Genomic DNA, 18,000 nt, shown 5'->3' with positions numbered 1-18,000 from the left:
TTTTTTCCCTGCAAAGTACGCCGTGCAACTGAAATCCATCAAACTTTCCGGCTTTAAGTCTTTCGTTGACCCAACCCATTTTGAATTGCCTGGCCAATTAATTGGCGTCGTTGGCCCCAATGGTTGCGGAAAGTCAAACATCATTGACGCCGTACGTTGGGTTTTAGGCGAATCTCGCGCTAGTGAGCTGCGCGGTGAATCTATGCAGGACGTTATTTTTAACGGCTCTGGATTGCGTAAACCGTCTGGCCGTGCCAGCGTGGAACTTATTTTTGATAATTCAGAAGGGCGTGCTCAAGGTCAGTGGAGTGCATTTACCGAGCTAGGGATTAAACGCGTTTTAACGCGTGACGGTAATTCTAGTTATTACGTCAATAACCAAGTAGTGCGTCGTAAAGATATTCAAGATATTTTCTTGGGTACTGGTATGGGGCCAAGAGGCTACGCCATTATTGGTCAAGGCACTATCAATCGTATTTTGGAAGCGAAGCCAGAAGAGTTGCGTGTTTTCTTGGAAGAAGCAGCTGGTGTTTCTAAATATAAGGAGCGTCGCAAAGAAACTGCATCACGCTTAGAAGACACTGTAGAGAATTTAACGCGTGTTGAAGATATTTTGCGCGAGTTGGATCAACAGCTCACCCGTTTAGAAAAACAAGCAACAGTAGCTGAGCGTCATGCTGAGTTATCTGCTCAGATGAAGTCACAGCAACAATTGTTGTGGTTTGTTCGCCAAACCGAAGCTGGCAAAGAACAAGAGCGTCATGCCAACGGTATTCGCGATACGCAAGTAGGGCTTGAAGAGCAGACCGCTAAGTTGCGTCATGCTGAAGCTGAGCTAGAAACAATGCGTACCCAGCAGTACGCATTGCAAGACAAGGTCTCTCAAGCACAAGGCGATCTGTACCAAACCAATTCTGATGTCAGTCAGGTTGAGTCGCAGATTCATTATGTGCAAGAAGCGCGTCAACGTTTACAGCAGCAAGTACAAGATTTACAAGCCCAGCTGCAACGCTGGACGGTGCAAGAAGCAGATGCAGCACAAGCGCAGCGTACAGCCGAACACGAATTAAGTTTGGCTTCAGAAAAAGAGCAAACGCTATTGGCGGATCTAGGTAGCTTGATGGATCAAATGCCAGGTCGTGACGATGAGTATCAACAATCCGCCAGCGCATTGAATGCGGCGCGTGATAGTTTGGCTAGTATTGAGCAGCGCTTAGCCAGTTTGGGCGAGCGGATGCGTGCAATGAGTTCACAGTCTGATGAGTTAAAAGGGCGCGAAGCGCGTTTAACGAGTGAGTTAGATGGAATGCGTAGGCCGGATGCAGAAGCATTGCAAATGGCGATAGATCGTCATGCAATGGCGCAGCGTAAAGTTGAAGAATCTAGACAGCGGGCACAAGAGACACAACAACGTGTGCCTGCAGCCGACGAAGCCAGAAATACTGCCCAACAAAATATTCAAAGCGCCAATCAAGATCTGGCTCAAACGGAGGCGAAGTTAACTGCCCTTACGGCCTTGCAGGCTAGCGTTCAGGCACAGGGAAAAATTGGGCCTTGGCTTGAGAGCAAGGGCCTCAAAGAGAGTAAGCGTCTTTGGCAAGAAATCAAAGTTGAAAGTGGCTGGGAGGCTGCTTTGGAATCTGTATTGCGCGAGCGTTTGGCAGCGGTTACTGCAAAGAGCGTGCAAGAGACTTTGGTCTTAGCGAACGATGCACCCCCAAGCCGTTTAGCGATTTTGTTAACTGAAGACATTACTCCGGCGCATACCACTGTACCTGCTGATTTTGTTCCATTGTTAACACGTGTGCAAAGTGCTGGCGCACCACGACTGACTTCAGTATTGCAAGAGTGGTTAGACAATATTTATATTGCCAATAGCCTTGAGGATGCATTGCATCGCCGTGAAAAATTACCAGCAGGTGGCGCGTTTGTAACTCAAGAAGGCCATCTGGTTAGCAGAGTTAGTGTGCAACTTTATGCTGCCGATTCTGAGCAAGCCGGTATGTTGGCTCGTGCGCAAGAGATGGAAAGTCTTGAAAAGCAATTGCGCGCCCAACAGCTCATGCAAAGCGAACTCAAAGGCGAATTAGACCAATGTGTTTCCAATTACCAGGCTGCTCATCAAGCGGCTGAGCAAGCGCGTATCAATGCAGAGCATGCTGTTCAAGAAGCGCATGGCTTTGAAGTTGAAAGAATGCAACTGACTCAAGCTGAAGAGCAGTACAGTACTCGTGCCGCACAAATTGAGAATGAAATGAGTGAACTGCGCCAACAAATGGAGCAGTTAAATATTACTCAGGAGCAATCTGCTGCTGAGCTATTGGAATCTGAAGGTTCCAAGCAGGGATTGCAAGAGGCATTAAGCGTTGCCCAAGAAAAGCTAGAGCTTTCTACTCAAGAGCGCGATCGTTTGCGCGAGTCATTGCGTGCTGCCGAGATGGCTGCGCAAGAAGCTGCATTTGCAACTCGCTCATTACAACAACGGATTGCTGATTTGCAACGTGACCAAAGTACCGCGCGTACTCAAATCATGGAAATTCAAGATAAACATGATGCAGCGACTCAAGAATTAGAAGTCTTGAGCGATGAAGAAGCGCAGGATAAGTTGCAGGGGTTGCTGTTGGCACGCAGTGCGCGTGAAGCAGCGCTAGCTAATGCTCGTACTGAGCAAGATGCCTTATTGCATCAATTGCGTGAGGCTGATGAAGCACGCATGCAAGTAGAGCGTAGTTTGCAACCAATGCGTGACAAGGTGGTGGACTTGCAGTTGCGCGAACAAGCCGCTCGTCTTAATTTTGAACAATTTGCGACCTTGTTATCAGATGCCGAAGCTGACTTAACAGCTTTGGAAGCTAATTTCAGTCCTGATCTGAAGGTCGGCGCTTTACAAACTGAGGTGAATCGCCTAAATACCGAGATTCAATCACTTGGCCCTGTAAACATGGCTGCCCTCGATGAGTTATCAAGCTCTCGTGAGCGTAAACAATTCTTGGATGCCCAATCTGCTGACTTGAATGAAGCAATGCAAACCCTAACAGATGCGATTGCCAAAATTGATGCAGAGACCCGTGATCTATTACAAGGTACATTCGATCAAGTAAATACCCACTTTGGCAAACTCTTCCCAGAACTCTTTGGTGGTGGTCATGCTGAGCTGGTGATGACTGGAGAAGAAATCTTGGATGCAGGTGTACAGGTAATGGCTCAGCCTCCTGGCAAGAAAAACAGCAGTATTTACTTGTTATCTGGCGGTGAAAAAGCCCTGACTGCTATTGCTTTAGTGTTCTCACTCTTCCTCTTGAATCCTGCGCCTTTCTGTTTACTCGATGAGGTGGATGCACCATTGGATGATGCAAATACCTTGCGCTATGCCAAGATGGTTGCCAAAATGTCAGATAAGACCCAGTTTGTCTTTATTTCACATAACAAGATCACTATGGAAATCGCCCATCAGTTAATTGGTGTCACCATGCAAGAGCAGGGTGTATCTCGCATTGTTGCGGTAGATATCTCCTCAGCAGTGTCGATGGTGGAGGCTGCTTAAGTGGATGTAGAACAAATCATGACGACGTTGGGTTTGTCTGATTTGCAGTTTGCTTTGGCTGTTATTGGCGTGCTGATATTGATATCAGTCGCCATCCTCAATATTAAACATGCCTACACTCGTAAAAAAGCACGTGAGCAGCGCGACTTTTCAGGTGAAGATCGATTTTCTCGAGAACCTAGTTTTGGACAGGGTTTTGCAGAGTCAGAATCTGCTCAGCGTTCTGAGCCAAACTTTGGCGAAGTACTTTCACAAGCTAATGCCACTCCAGAAAAATTTTCCATTGATCCTCGTATCGATTGTGTAATCACCTTGAGGTTTGATCAAGCAATTAGTGGCGCCGAAATATTAGAAGAGATCGATACGTGGACTGATTTAGGTGCTCAAGCGAGTGCGCGCTGGATGTGCGAAGGTCTCAATGCAGATGTAGATGCTGCTGAATCTTGGGAAGTCTTGGTTCCGGAAGCCGATTATTCAGAATTGCAGTTGGCTATTCAGTTGGCTAGCCGTCGAGGCGCAATTGGCGTATTGGAGCTGTCTGATTTTTGCTCCCGAGCCCAAGCATTGGCTGAGACGCTTGGTTCGCAAATTGACATGCCTAGCGTCAGCACTATGTTGGAAAGCGCCAAAGAGTTAGATGCCATGGCAGCAGAGAGTGATATTCAGTTGAGTATCAATGTGTTGTTAGATGAACCTTGCCCATGGGGAAATTTTGATGCGCTAATGCGTCAACGAGGATTTAAGTTAGCACGCAATGGTAGGCAATATGAGTACTACAGTAATGGATCACTCATTTTTAATAGCGCAGAACTTGATCCCAATAGATCGGTTACTCAATTAACTTTGTTACTTGAGGTGCCTTTGGTTGCTCAAGATGAGCGTGCCTTTGAAAGAATGCTTGGTGAAGGCGTAGAAATTGCTCAGGCAGTCCATGGTCGCTTGGTAGATGACAGCGGTATTAATTTGTCTGAAGCTGCCGTGATTAGCATTCGACAACATCTCGATGCGCTCTATGCCAATCTGGAGAAGAGTGGCATCAGCTCTGGCTCTTCTACTGCCAGTAGACTCTTTAGCTAGGAAATTCCCTTGTCGTCTAATAGTCCGTCAAATTTAGCGGAACGTTACGCATTCTTGCAAGCAGAACTTGCTCGTCTTGAACATGCCTATTACGTATTAGATGCTCCTTTATTGCCTGATATAGAGTACGACCGCCTCTATCGAGAATTGATAGAGATCGAGACTGCTCATCCAGACTGGATTACTACTGATTCGCTATCGCAACGGGTTGGCGGTGCTGCTTTAAAAGAATTTGACTCTGTCCAGCATGCGGTTCCCATGCTTTCCTTAAATAATGCATTTGAGGATGCCGAGCTCGTAGCCTTTGATCGCCGTTGCCGTGAAGCGCTGCATACCAATCAGGTTGACTATGCGGGGGAGCTAAAGTTCGATGGCTTAGCCATTTCTTTGCGCTATGAGAATGGTGCTTTGGTAACAGCAGCAACCCGAGGTGATGGAGCCACAGGCGAGGATGTCACTGCCAACATCAAGACCGTGCGCGCCATTCCTTTAAAACTTATCGGAAAAAATATTCCCCAAGTCTTGGAAGTTCGTGGTGAGGTATTTATGTACCTCAAAGATTTCGAGAAAATGAATCAACAAGCAGCAGCCTTGGGAGAAAAAGAATTTGCTAATCCCAGAAATGCAGCAGCAGGAAGTTTGCGTCAATTAGATTCAAAAGTTACCGCAAAAAGACCACTTTCATTTTTTGCTTATGGCTTAGGCGCGCTTGAGCCGCAGTCATGGCTGCCAAAAACTCACGAAGAGTTGCTTAATACTTATGCAAACTTAGGTCTCCCTGTCTGCGCAGAGCGTCGGGTCTTGCACTCAGTAGAAGAGATACTGGCTTTTTATAACGAAATTGGCGCGAAAAGGGATTCATTGCCCTATGACATTGATGGCGTTGTCTACAAAGTCAATTCGTTTGCTGAGCAGGCTAAGCTAGGTTTTGTATCCAGAGCTCCTAGATTCGCATTGGCACACAAATACCCAGCGCAAGAAGCATTGACGTCCGTTTTAGGGATTGATGTCCAAGTGGGTCGTACCGGCGCCATTACTCCGGTAGCTAGGTTAGCGCCCGTTGAAGTCGGTGGCGTGACCGTCACCAATGCAACTCTGCACAACGAAGATGAAGTGAAGCGTAAAGATGTACGCATTGGCGACACCGTATCAGTACGCAGAGCGGGTGATGTGATACCTGAAGTGGTGTCTGTTATTCAAGATCGTCGTCCTGTTGATGCAAAACAATTTGTCATGCCAATACGTTGCCCAGTTTGCGACTCGCATATCGAGCGTTTAGCGGATGAGGCTGTAGCTCGCTGTAGCGGTGGATTATTTTGTGGGGCGCAGCGTAAACAGGCGCTCATTCATTTTGCCCACAGAAGGGCCTTGGATATTGAAGGTCTAGGAGAGAAGATTGTTGATCAATTGGTGGATCACAATCTGGTGAGAACTCCTGCTGATCTCTACCGCCTGGGATTTTCTGCGCTTGCAAACCTTGAGCGCATGGGTGATAAGTCGGCAGATAACCTCATTCAGGCCATTAATCAATCTAGAAATACCACGTTAGCCAGATTTATCTTTGCCTTGGGTATTCGGCATGTAGGCGAAACCACGGCTAAAGATTTGGCTAATCATTACCAATCAATGCATGCCTTGATGGATGCTGGCCCTGAAGATCTACTGACGGTTAAAGACGTGGGCCCAGTAGTAGCGGATTCGATCGTTAGTTTTATGGAAGAAGCCCACAACCGTGAAGTGATTGAGCAGCTCCTTGCTTCCGGTATGCAGCTTGCCGTTGAGGAAAAAGTCATTAGCGCAGCCGTGGCCGGAAAGACCTTTGTTCTCACGGGAACTTTCCCGACGATGACGCGCTATGAGGCTAAAGATCTCCTGGAAAAAGCAGGGGCAAAAGTAGCGGGTTCTGTCTCCAAGAAAACAGACTATGTTGTTGCCGGTAGCGATGCTGGTAGCAAGCTTACTAAAGCTGAAGAGATAGGTGTGCCGGTCATTGATGAAGCGGCCATGCTTGATTTGTTGAAGTAAGATGTAGAAACGATATACAAAATATAAATATCTCCACAACCTTATAAGGAAAAAAATGACCAAGTATCAAAGCACACTAAATTTAATTGGCCGAATTGCGATAGCCGCTTTATTTTTGCCAGCAGGCATCCAAAAGTTAATGGAAATCGAGGGTACTACGGGATATTTTCGGTCACTAGGCCTTCCAGCATTCACGCTGTTGGTTTGGGTTGTAATCGCAATTGAAATTTTTGGTAGTGTTGCTTTAATTCTCGGCTATAAAACCCGTTTTGTTGCTGTTGGTTTGGCAATCTTTACCTTGGGTGCAAGCATAGTTGGTCACCCATTCTGGGCAGCTCCTCAAGATGCCGTATTTATTGCACAACTGCTATTCGTGAAGAATATTGCTATATTGGGCGGCTTGTTAGTATTGGCTTCATCTGGCTCCGGCGCATTCAGCTTGGATGCTCGTAATAGCAAATCGTAATCAGAACCCAACTTTAGCTGTATTAAAAAACCACCCTTGGGTGGTTTTTTATTTGGGTGATTTTAAAAGTCTCAAGCCCCCAAAACCTCAAGCAGTTCGGTCTCCAGCTGAATCTGTAACTTTGGATTCTTGCTCAAGTTCATAGCATCCAATAAAAGGACGTCTTCCACTCTTTCGCCTAAAGTATTGATTCTGGCTGTGTGAATAGAAACTTGATGCTTTGCTAGCACTCTGGAGATGGTGTAAAGCAAACCTGTGCGGTCACTGGCAGATAAGGCCAGTGTGTAATATCTGCCCCGATCATCTGGAACCATATGAACACGGGGCTGAATCGGGAATGTACGCGACTGTCTAGATAAGCGCCCCATGCTTGGATTGGGAAGGGGTTCGGTGTTAGTCAAGGCTGCTGTTAATTCAAACTCGACCAATTGAATAATATCGCGATAGCTTCCACCTTCATCTACGAGATTGCTTCCTGAGATTTGGAAGGTATCCAAAGCGTAGCCATGACGAGTGGTGTGAATACGCGCATCCCAAATTGAGAAGCCATGTCTTTCGAAGTAGGCGCAGATTCGGGCAAAGAGATCTTCTTGGTCTTTTACATATACGGCAACTTGTAGACCTTCGCCAATAGGCGATAGTCTTGCTCTAACGATGGGTTGATCGCTATCAACCTTGTTATAGAGGTGGCGTGTAAGCCAGGCAATGTCTGATGAATCCTGCCTTAAGAAGAAGGCTACATCGAGTTGTTTCCAGAGCTCCTCATAGGACTCATCGTTGATGCCGTAGAGACGTAATTTTGTACGAGATTCTTCTTGATGTTGAGCTAACTCTGAAGAGGCATCTGGTTTAGCGCCACCCAAGACTCTCAGGGTTGCACGGTATAAGTCCTCTAAAAGCTTTCCTTTCCAGGCATTCCACACTTTAGGGCTGGTGCCTCGAACATCGGCAACTGTTAATAAGTAGAGGGCAGTTAAGTGACGTTCATCACCCACTTTTTTGGCAAATGCTCTGACAACATCAGGGTCGGTGATATCTTGTTTTTGTGCTACCTGACTCATATAGAGATGCTCAGCCACTAACCAGACTAATAATTCGGTGTCTTTCTTATCGAGACCATGCTCTTTAGCAAACTTGCGCATGTCTGCTCTGCCCAGTTGCGAATGATCGCCGCCACGGCCTTTGGCAATGTCATGAAAGAGCGCCGCAATCACAAGTAACCAAGGTTTTTCAAAGTGGGCGATTAAGCGGCTACAGAAAGGGAACTCATGTGTATGTTCAACCACCATAAAGCGACGTACGTTTCTCAGGACCATCAAGATATGTTGATCAACCGTGTATACATGGAATAAGTCATGCTGCATTTGCCCAACAATTTTTCTGAAAGCAGGAAGGTAGCGACCTAGAACGCTGCTGCGGTTCATGAGCTGAAATGCGCGGCTGACGCCTTCGGGTTGTTTCAGTATCTCGATAAAGAGTGAGCGATTGATGGGGTTGGCGCGCCACTTGCTATCCATTTTTTGACGAGCGTTATATAGCGCTCTAAAAATAGTTGCAGAGAGGCTTTTAACGTTTGAAGTTTGAGCGAATACTAAAAAGGTTCGCAGAATTTTTTCAGGATGCTTTTGATAGAGTTGAGGATCCGTGATATCTAAAACGCCCTGTCTTTCGATAAAGCATTCATTACCTTCCCCAGGAATAGGGTGAGTTGTCTTAGATTCTTGTGGAAAGAGCAGGGCTTCAATATTTTGAAGTAGAACATCGTTTAGCTGGGTCACTGCTTTAGCAGCCCAGTAATAGCGACGCATGATGGCTTCGCTGGCTTCGCGGGAATTTTCTTCCTTAACGCCCATCGACGCTGCTAGTGCTGCCTGTAGATCGAATGCAAGAACATCCTGTCTGCGTCCAGCTAGTAAATGTAAATTAGCGCGCAGTGTTTCTAAAAAACGCTGGTTCCGATTGAGTTCAGTTAACTCACGCTGGGTTACTAAGCCAGCTTGGTTTAAATCTTTGAATGTTTTGCCAAGTAGAGCGGCCTTACTTACCCAAGAAATAACCTGTAAATCGCGTAGGCCACCTGGACTTTCTTTGCAGTTTGGCTCAAGTGAGTAGGGAGTGTCTTGATATTTGTAATGACGCTGGATTTGCTCAGCTTGCTTTGCTTGAAAAAAGCTTCTTGGATCCAGTGAGGATTCAAACGCTTTTGCAAAATCTTTAAAGAGTTGTTTCTTGCCGCAAATGAGGCGCGACTCCAAAAGGGAGGTGCGAACAGTAATGTCTTGATCGGCTTCAGAAATACATTCAGCCACTGTTCTTACTGAAGAGCCAATTTCTAAGCCAGTATCCCAACAACTAGCAACAAATTGTTCAACTTTTTTGGATAAGGACTCAATGAGTTTGTCATCTGCAGGTAGCAATATCAGGATATCGATATCAGAGTATGGAAATAAAGCGCCTCTGCCAAATCCACCGACAGCCACTAAGGTTGCTTCACTATTTAATCCGTAGTGATTACATAAATTACTGAGTAGCTCATCGCTTAATTTGCTCAGTTGCTTGGTGAGTTTGCCAACGCCTTGGGTTTTTCGAAACTCAGCGTAGGCAATCTCTCGGGCTGCACGCAGTCCCGCGGCATCAGTGATTTTATTTTCTGCCTGAGACTTGCTCATGAATTTAAGCGCTTGCTAGTGTTGGTCTGAAGGAGAGGCCTTTAACGCACTCGGGCGGAGGATTACTGCCCTCAGACCAAGTGAGTACTTCAACACCAGTAGCTGTAACTAGTAGGGTGTGTTCCCATTGCGCAGATAGGCTGCGGTCTTTTGTTTTAACAGTCCACTGATCTGGCATTGTGCGAATTTCACGGCGCCCAGCATTGATCATCGGTTCAATCGTGAATGTCATACCTGCTACTAATTTTTCTCCGGTGCCAGGGCGACCGTAATGCAGAATTTGGGGGTCTTGATGAAACACCTTGCCGATGCCATGTCCGCAATATTCACGAACAATGGAGTAGCCAGCATTTTCAGCATGGGTTTGGATGACATGACCAATATCACCAAGTGAGGCACCTGGCTTTACTTGGGCAATGCCAAGCCACAAGCATTCAAAAGTAATTTGAGTAAGACGTTTAGCCAACACAGATACATCACCCACCATAAACATCCGGCTGGTATCTCCGTAATAGCCATCTGGTGTGATGACGGTGATATCTAAATTCACCACATCACCAGTTTTTAAAATCTTTTGACCAGGAATGCCATGACAGATCACATCATTGACTGAGGTGCAGATTGAAGCAGGAAAGGGTGGATAGCCTGGAGGTTGATAGTTCAATGGGGCAGGGATGGTCTTTTGGACATCGCGCATGTATTCATGGCAGATGCGATCTAGCTCGCTAGTGCTCACTCCAGCTTTAACAAATGGAGTGACATGGTCTAAAACTTCACTGGCTAGGCGACCAGCTTCTCGCATCCCAAGGATGTCTTTTTCGGCAGTAAATACACTATTCATGCCTTGATTATCAACGACTTGGGGAGTTTTAGCTTGCCTAATCTGCTTAAAATTTAGGCAATAAGTGCATTTCTGATGCTTATAACGGTGATTTAGGGGTCCAGAGCTCCAGTCCAGATGGGGGTAGAGCTAGCTAGACCCTTGATATTTAAGCTATAATTTTGGTCTCGGGTCTATTTTGGACTTGAAATCGCGGGTTGAGCCTTCCAGGGTGGCGTTTTTTAGCGCAGCTAGGACTCAATCTTAGAACTAAACCCTTAGGAGAAGTTATGTCAGTAACGATGCGTCAAATGCTGGAAGCCGGTTGCCATTTTGGTCACCAAACGCGCTTCTGGTCGCCAAAGATGGCCCCATATATTTTCGGTCATCGCAATAAGATCCACATCATCAACTTGGAAAAAACATTGCCAATGTTTCAGGATTCTCTGAAATTTGCAAAGCAAGTTGCTGCTAATCGTGGCACGATTTTATTTGTAGGAACTAAGCGTCAATCACGCGAGATCATTGCTGAAGAAGCAGCCCGCGCTGGTATGCCTTATATCGACAGCCGTTGGTTGGGTGGCACACTCACCAACTTCAAAACTGTTAAAGGTTCCCTCAAGCGTTTGAAAGACATGGCAGTTGCTAAAGAAGCTGGCGACTGGGACAAGCTTTCTAAGAAAGAAGCTTTGACTAATGATCGTGATCTCGACAAGTTGCAAAAAGCACTTGGCGGCATTCAAGATTTGAATGGTGTTCCTGATGCGATTTTCGTAGTGGACGTTGGCTATCACAAGATTGCTATTACTGAAGCTAACAAGCTTGGTATTCCAGTAATCGCTGTTGTAGATACCAACCACTCACCAGAAGGTGTTGATTACATCATTCCTGGTAACGATGACTCAAGCAAAGCTGTATTGCTCTACGCCCGTGGAATTGCTGATGCAATCCTCGAAGGTAAAGCAAACTCTGTTCAAGAAATCCTGACAGCAGTTAAAGAAGGTGAAGAAGAGTTTGTTGAAGAAGGGAAAGCTGAATAATGGCCGCTATTACCGCTGCAATGGTTGGCGAGTTACGCGCCAAAACTGATGCTCCGATGATGGAGTGCAAAAAGGCTTTAACTGAAGCTGATGGTGATATGGCTCGTGCAGAAGAAATTCTGCGTGTAAAGCTTGGTAGCAAAGCTGGTAAAGCTGCTTCACGTGTGACTGCTGAAGGTATTGTTGTTTCATTTATCAATGGCGCTACTGGTGCTTTGTTGGAAGTGAACTGCGAGACTGACTTCGTTTCTAAAAATGATGATTTCTTGGCATTCACAAACGAATGCGTCAAGTTGGTTGCTGAAAAGAACCCAGCTGACGTAGCGGCTTTGTTGGCATTGCCGATGGGTGATTCCACGGTTGATGCTGTTCGTAGCGCATTGATCGGTAAGATCGGCGAAAACATCATGCCGCGTCGCTTCAAGCGTTTTGCTGATAGCAGCAAATTGGTTTCTTACCTACACGGTACTCGTATTGGCGTGATGGTTGAGTTTGAAGGTGATGAGACTGCAGCTAAAGACGTAGCAATGCACATTGCCGCTATGAAGCCAGTTGCTCTGTCGATGGCTGACGTTCCTGCTGAATCCATTGCGATTGAGCGAAGCGTTGCTGTTCAAAAAGCTGCTGAATCTGGAAAACCACCAGAAATCGTTGAAAAGATGGTTGAAGGTTCGATTCAGAAGTACCTCAAAGAAGTTTCTTTGTTGAACCAAACTTTCGTTAAAAACGACAAGCAAACCGTTGAGCAAATGCTCAAAGCTGCAAATACAACAATCAAGGGTTTCACCATGTTTGTTGTAGGTGAGGGCATTGAGAAGCGTCAAGACGACTTTGCGGCTGAAGTTGCTGCTCAAGTAGCTGCTGCCTCTAAGGCAACTGCCTAACTAGTCATTGGGGCTTGCCCCGGATGGTCAGTAATACCCAAAAGGGCATAGAAACTAAGGTTTCTATGCCCTTTTCTTTGATCTATCCCAAGCCCTTTATAATTTGGCGGAGATATTAAAAAGCGCTTAAAGATCAATAAGCTAAGTAAGTAAATTACTTGGCAAATTACGGAAAATAAAAAACATGCCAGCCTACAAACGAGTCCTCCTAAAACTATCTGGTGAAGCCCTTATGGGTGATGATGCATTCGGCATCAATCCAATCACTATTGACGCCATGGTTTCTGAAATAGCGCAGGTGGTCAATAGTGGAGTTGAACTTGCTATCGTGATCGGCGGCGGTAATATTTTCCGAGGTGTTGCAGGTGGAGCCGCAGGTATGGATCGCGCTACTGCCGATTACATGGGTATGTTGGCAACCATGATGAATTCTTTGGCATTGCAAGACGCACTTCGTCAAAAAGGTGTTGAGGCTCGAGTACAGTCCGCCATTCGTATGGATCAGGTGGTTGAGCCTTATATTCGTCCGCGTGCTATTCGGGCAATGAGCGAAGGCAAGGTGGTTATTTTTGCTGCGGGTACAGGTAATCCATTCTTCACTACCGATACTGCAGCCGCCTTACGCGGTGCAGAGATGGGTGTTGAAATCATGCTTAAAGCAACCAAGGTCGATGGGATCTATAGCGCGGATCCAGTAAAAGATCCCACAGCAACCTTATATAAGACCATTACATTTGATGAAGCACTAATCAAAAATTTACAGGTGATGGATGCGACTGCGTTTGCGTTGTGTCGTGACCGTAAGCTACCAATCAAAGTATTTTCAATCCTCAAGCCAGGCGCTCTCATGCGTGTGGTGCAGGGTGAACCCGAAGGTACTTTAGTACACGTTTAATAGGAGGCCTGATGTCTGCAGCAGAAATTAAAACCAATACTGATCAAAAGATGCAAAAGTCTCTTGAGGCTTTGAAAACCAATTTAGCAAAAATTCGTTCAGGCCGTGCTAACCCAGGAATTCTGGAGCACATTCAGGTGGATTACTACGGTAACCCAACCCCTTTGAGTCAGGTGGCTAGCTTAGGTTTAGCCGATGCGCGCACAATTAATGTTCAGCCATTTGAAAAGACGATGGTTGCGGTGGTGGAGAAGGCGATTCGTGATTCAGACTTAGGTTTAAATCCAGCTTCGCAAGGTACTGTGATTCGTGTGCCAATGCCTGCATTGACTGAAGAGCGCCGCCGCGAATTAACGAAAGTAGTCAAGAGCGAAGGTGAAGAAACCAAGATTGCGGTGCGTAACTTGCGTCGTGATGCCAACGAGCATCTCAAGCGTCTTACAAAAGACAAAGAAATTTCTGAGGACGAAGAGCGTCGCGCTACTGATGAAATTCAGAAGATGACTGATAAAGCAGTCGTTGAGGTCGATAAGATTATTGTGGAAAAAGAAAAAGAGATCATGACGGTTTAGTACCTGTCAGAATCTTTACCTTTTATGACCAAGCACTCCAGTTCAACTTTAGCCGTTCCAGAGTCGAGCGCCATACCGCGCCACGTTGCCATCATCATGGATGGTAATGGTCGCTGGGCAAGCAAGCGCTTAATGCCGCGTGTCGCTGGGCATTCAGAGGGTTTGGGTGCGGTCCGCAAAATTGTTCAAGAGTGTCGTCGGATGGGTGTTGAATACCTAACTGTCTTTGCCTTTAGCTCGGAGAATTGGCGTCGCCCACCCGAAGAGGTAGGCTTTTTAATGAAGCTCTTTTTAAAGTCTCTTAAGGGTGAGGTTTCACGTCTTGCTGAAAACGATATTGCTTTGCGTTTAATTGGTGACTTGAGTCGCTTTGATTCTGCTATTCAAGAGATGGTGCAGTTTTCTGAACAAAAGACAGCAGGTTGCAAAGGTTTAACTTTTACGATTGCTGCTAACTATGGCGGTCGTTGGGATGTTTTGCAAGCGATGCGTCAATGTATTGCAGCTAACCCCAATCTTCAGCCAGAGCAGGTCACGGAAGAGTTGCTGCAGCCTCATCTCTCCATGGCTTATGCCCCGGAACCAGATTTATTTATTCGTACTGGTGGTGAGCAGCGCATCAGCAACTTCTTGTTATGGCAATTAGCCTATACCGAGTTGTACTTCACAGATGTTCTATGGCCTGATTTTGACGAGGCAGAGTTGCATAAAGCCTTTGATTGGTACAGTCAACGAGAGCGTCGCTTTGGGCGCACGAGTGCCCAGCTTGCATCGCAAGCGATGAGTGACGCAGTTTGATTTTTCTTTTAGTTACCCCATGTTAAAAACGCGAATCATCACTGCCATTGTTCTGTTGGCGGTTTTATTGCCGATTCTGTTTTTATTGCCTCCTGTATACATTGGCGCTTTTTTCTTAGTGGCGCTATTAGCGGCCGCCTGGGAGTGGAGTCGCTTACTCAGTCCTGAAGCTGCTCGTGCTGCGTGGTTGTACGCCTTATTTTGTTTAGCAATTATTTTGTTTTTGCTGGGAATGCAAAACGTAGCCTGGCAATTTGCTTTGTTACTCATGGCAGTGATCTTTTGGTTTTTCTTGGCCCCTTTTATTTTGGCAAAGGGGATGAACATTACTTTGCAAAAATTACGACCTTTTTATGTCGTACTTGGTTTGATTTTGTTGCCAGCTACATGGTTTGCGCTGGTATTCCTACGAGAGCTTGGACTGATATTTCTTTTAAGTACCATGGCCTTGGTTTGGGTAGCTGATATTGGTGCCTATTTTGTTGGTAAAGCCTTCGGTAAACGGAAGCTCGCTGCGCAAATCAGTCCTGGTAAATCGATTGAGGGTGCTTTAGGTGGGTTACTGCTTTGCTATGGGTATGCGCTGCTTTGCATTTTCTATCTACCGTTTGAATCTACCTTATTTGGTGCCTGGGCGATTCGATTTGGCTGGGTACCTACACTATTGATGGTGACAGTTTTAACCGTATTCAGTATTTTTGGTGACCTGTTTGAATCCCAGTTAAAACGAATGGCTGGCGTGAAAGACAGTAGTTTTTTATTGCCGGGGCATGGCGGCGTCTTAGATCGTGTTGACGCACTGATTCCCACTATGCCGATTGCAGCATTGTTAGCAGGTCTGGTGTAAAGCCGATGCGACATATTGCGGTTTTAGGCTCTACCGGATCGATTGGCGTTAATACCTTAGATGTCATTCGTAAACATCCCGATCGATTTAAGTTAGTTGCCTTAACTGCTAATACCCAGGTTGAGCTTTTGGCAGCACAGTGCGAGGAGTTTGCTCCAGCAATTGCTGTGATTGCCGATGCTCAGGGCGCTGCGCGTTTAAGTGCATTGCTCCTAGAGAAAAATATTCGTACTCAAGTTTTGTATGGCCCTGAGGCACTCGTTTCTGCCGTGACGGAGTCTGGTTGCGATACGGTCATGGCTGCCATTGTTGGGGCGGCCGGCTTAGTGCCTACCCTTGCAGCTGCCAAGGCTGGTAAGAGGGTATTGCTAGCCAACAAAGAGGCGCTGGTGATGTCCGGTAATTTATTTATGCAGGCCATGAAATCCGGAGGAGGAGAGCTTCTTCCAATTGATAGTGAGCATAACGCCATATTTCAATGCCTTCCCACTAAATTTGCCCAAGATCCTCATTCAGGATTAGGTGTTGAGGAGTTGTGGTTAACGGCCTCCGGCGGGCCATTTAGAAATACCCCATTAGATCAATTGGCGGCAATTACTCCAGAGCAGGCATGCGCTCATCCTAATTGGGTGATGGGTAGAAAGATATCCGTTGATTCAGCAACGATGATGAATAAAGGGCTAGAGTTGATTGAGGCCTTTTGGTTGTTTGGTTTGCCTTTAGAAAAGATCAAGGTATTGATACATCCTCAGAGCGTGGTGCATTCGATGGTGCGCTATGTAGATGGATCGGTCATGGCGCAGTTGGGGCAGCCTGATATGCGGACTCCCATTGCCTATGGATTGGCGTGGCCTGAGCGCATCGAGGCTGGTGTTGCACCACTCAATTTAGCTCAGCTTGCAGCATTAAGTTTTAGCGAGCCAGACCTTAAACGTTTCCCCTGCTTAGCATTAGCCTTTGCGGCTGCTCAGTCAGGTGGCGTAGCGCCTACAGTTCTGAATGCAGCCAATGAAATTGCAGTGGGTGCCTTTTTGGATGACGGTCTGCCGTATTTGCAAATTCCCGTGATAGTAGAAAAAACCTTAAGCGCTATTCAGAATGGCCCGGTTGATTCTCTGGAGCTCATCTTGGATGTGGATGCCCGTGCAAGAAGAGTGGCAAAAGACTTTATTGGCACACTCCAACAGTAATTTTTCTCAGCGCCTTAAAAAATCAACTAAGGACTTTATTTGCAAGCGTTCATCACACTAGCTGCTTTTTTGCTTACCCTGGGTGTATTGGTGAGCTTTCATGAGTTTGGCCATTTCTTCGCTGCTCGTTGTTGTGGTGTTCGCGTACTGCGTTTTGCTATTGGTTTTGGTAAACCACTTTTTACTTATCGAGCAAAGAATCAGACTGAGTGGGTGTTGGCAGCTATTCCCTTAGGTGGCTATGTCAAACTTTTAGATGGGAGAGATCGGGAGCAGGTGATTACTCTGGAGGATCAAGCAAGTGCCTTTGATGGCAAAAAACTTTGGCAAAGATCTCTCATTGTTGCTGCAGGACCGTTTGCCAATTTTTTCTTAGCTATCATTTTGTTTGCCGTGATTTATATCTCTGGCGTTCCGCAGTTACCAGCCGTTTTAGATACTCCTCCAGAGCACTCCTTGGCTGCCAAGTTAGATCTCATGCAAGGTGATCGAGTAGTGGGGTGGCAAGACTTGAATGGTGATGATGCAAGCAGTGTTTTAGGTGAATTTGAAGTGGTTCGAAGCTGGAATGCTTTGCGCTGGGATTTGCTCGATGCGCTTACGGCGGAAAACGGTTTTGCTTTAGAGCTACAGAGTCCTTCTGGAGGTCGATTTATAAAGGCCTTTCCGGCACCAGAATTGCCTAAAATTTCACCAAATTCTGACCCTATGCAAGCGCTCGGGATTAAGCCAACTATCATCCCGACATCTAACTGGCAGGAGCTGCAGTTAGGGCCTTTGGATGCGCTTCTTTACGCCTCCCATAGGGTCTGGCTCGTGACCAAAGTTTCTGTAAGGCTAATGGCCGGAATGTTCACTGGCAAAACATCTATCAAGCAGCTTGGTGGACCCTTGAGTATTGCTGATATGGCTGGGAAGTTAGCCCAGGTTGGCTGGCAAGCATTTTTTGCCTTTTTAGCCCTGATTAGCATCAGCATAGGGCTGCTCAATTTGCTCCCTTTTCCCATGCTTGACGGGGGTCAGCTCCTGTATGATGCATGGGAGTTGGTTGCTGGTAAGCGGATTTCGATTTCCATGCAAGAGCGGTTCCAGAAGCTGGGCTTTCTTTTGCTGATTTCCCTCTCGCTCCTAGCCTTGTTTAATGATTTACAACGCTATTTTTCGCCTTGAATT

The 18,000-nt window shown here is 46.3% G+C and carries 14 protein-coding genes; 12 read left to right on the top strand and 2 right to left on the bottom strand.

From position 1 onward, the window contains the following. Positions 1-22 precede the first annotated feature (22 nt). The 4 genes from smc to ICN47_RS07660 are packed head-to-tail and all read left to right on the top strand — an operon-like array spanning position 23 to position 7,112. Complete coding sequence (gene smc / locus ICN47_RS07675) at positions 23-3,544, top strand: chromosome segregation protein SMC (protein ID WP_216219346.1); 3,522 nt, start codon at positions 23-25, stop codon at positions 3,542-3,544. Further along, complete coding sequence (locus ICN47_RS07670; protein ID WP_370626286.1) at positions 3,545-4,621, top strand: cell division protein ZipA C-terminal FtsZ-binding domain-containing protein; 1,077 nt, start codon at positions 3,545-3,547, stop codon at positions 4,619-4,621. A 9-nt stretch (positions 4,622-4,630) separates the two neighbouring features. Then, positions 4,631-6,646, top strand: a complete 2,016-nt coding sequence (gene ligA, locus ICN47_RS07665; RefSeq protein WP_216219345.1) for an NAD-dependent DNA ligase LigA — start codon at positions 4,631-4,633, stop codon at positions 6,644-6,646. A 55-nt stretch (positions 6,647-6,701) separates the two neighbouring features. Beyond that, a complete protein-coding gene (locus ICN47_RS07660; RefSeq protein WP_216219344.1) occupies positions 6,702-7,112 on the top strand; it encodes a DoxX family protein in 411 nt (136 codons plus the stop codon). A 71-nt stretch (positions 7,113-7,183) separates the two neighbouring features. Here the strand turns inward: ICN47_RS07660 and ICN47_RS07655 are convergent, their stop codons facing one another. Together ICN47_RS07655 and map are read right to left on the bottom strand one after the other, a co-directional pair. Next, the gene (locus tag ICN47_RS07655; RefSeq protein ID WP_216219343.1) at positions 7,184-9,781 is read right to left on the bottom strand and encodes a [protein-PII] uridylyltransferase; all 2,598 of its coding nucleotides are present in this window, start codon (positions 9,779-9,781) and stop codon (positions 7,184-7,186) included. 4 nt (positions 9,782-9,785) lie between these two features. Beyond that, entirely contained in the window at positions 9,786-10,739 is a 954-nt protein-coding gene (gene map / locus ICN47_RS07650; protein ID WP_216219368.1) for a type I methionyl aminopeptidase, read from the bottom strand. Positions 10,740-10,891: 152 nt separating this feature from the next. Here map and rpsB point away from each other — a divergent pair, with 152 nt between their 5' ends. The 8 genes from rpsB (at position 10,892) to ICN47_RS07610 (ending at position 17,997) form a co-directional block, all read left to right on the top strand. Next, entirely contained in the window at positions 10,892-11,641 is a 750-nt protein-coding gene (gene rpsB, locus ICN47_RS07645; RefSeq protein WP_216219342.1) for a 30S ribosomal protein S2, read from the top strand. Continuing rightward, a complete protein-coding gene (gene tsf, locus ICN47_RS07640) occupies positions 11,641-12,525 on the top strand; it encodes a translation elongation factor Ts (RefSeq protein ID WP_216219341.1) in 885 nt (294 codons plus the stop codon). The genes rpsB and tsf overlap by 1 nt, the downstream gene beginning before the upstream one ends. A gap of 184 nt (positions 12,526-12,709) precedes the next feature. Next, the gene (gene pyrH, locus ICN47_RS07635; RefSeq protein WP_216219340.1) at positions 12,710-13,420 is read left to right on the top strand and encodes a UMP kinase; all 711 of its coding nucleotides are present in this window, start codon (positions 12,710-12,712) and stop codon (positions 13,418-13,420) included. An 11-nt stretch (positions 13,421-13,431) separates the two neighbouring features. Beyond that, complete coding sequence (gene frr / locus ICN47_RS07630; protein ID WP_216219339.1) at positions 13,432-13,992, top strand: ribosome recycling factor; 561 nt, start codon at positions 13,432-13,434, stop codon at positions 13,990-13,992. Positions 13,993-14,016: 24 nt separating this feature from the next. Then, positions 14,017-14,790: an isoprenyl transferase gene (locus ICN47_RS07625; RefSeq protein WP_216219338.1), complete on the top strand. Its 774-nt coding sequence runs from the start codon at positions 14,017-14,019 to the stop codon at positions 14,788-14,790. Between the two features lie 19 nt (positions 14,791-14,809). Continuing rightward, positions 14,810-15,637: a phosphatidate cytidylyltransferase gene (locus ICN47_RS07620; RefSeq protein WP_216219337.1), complete on the top strand. Its 828-nt coding sequence runs from the start codon at positions 14,810-14,812 to the stop codon at positions 15,635-15,637. 5 nt (positions 15,638-15,642) lie between these two features. Beyond that, positions 15,643-16,827 carry a 1-deoxy-D-xylulose-5-phosphate reductoisomerase gene (ispC, locus tag ICN47_RS07615; RefSeq protein ID WP_216219336.1) on the top strand — a complete coding sequence of 395 codons (1,185 nt, stop codon included), beginning with the start codon at positions 15,643-15,645 and terminating at the stop codon, positions 16,825-16,827. Between the two features lie 39 nt (positions 16,828-16,866). Beyond that, a complete protein-coding gene (locus ICN47_RS07610; RefSeq protein ID WP_216219335.1) occupies positions 16,867-17,997 on the top strand; it encodes an RIP metalloprotease in 1,131 nt (376 codons plus the stop codon). Positions 17,998-18,000: the final 3 nt, after the last annotated feature.

Origin of the sequence: Polynucleobacter sp. AP-Latsch-80-C2, from assembly GCF_018882185.1 — a bacterium.
Classification (GTDB): domain Bacteria; phylum Pseudomonadota; class Gammaproteobacteria; order Burkholderiales; family Burkholderiaceae; genus Polynucleobacter.
The sequence above is the reverse complement of the archived record's forward strand: the minus strand, read 5'-3'. Positions and strand labels throughout refer to the sequence as shown.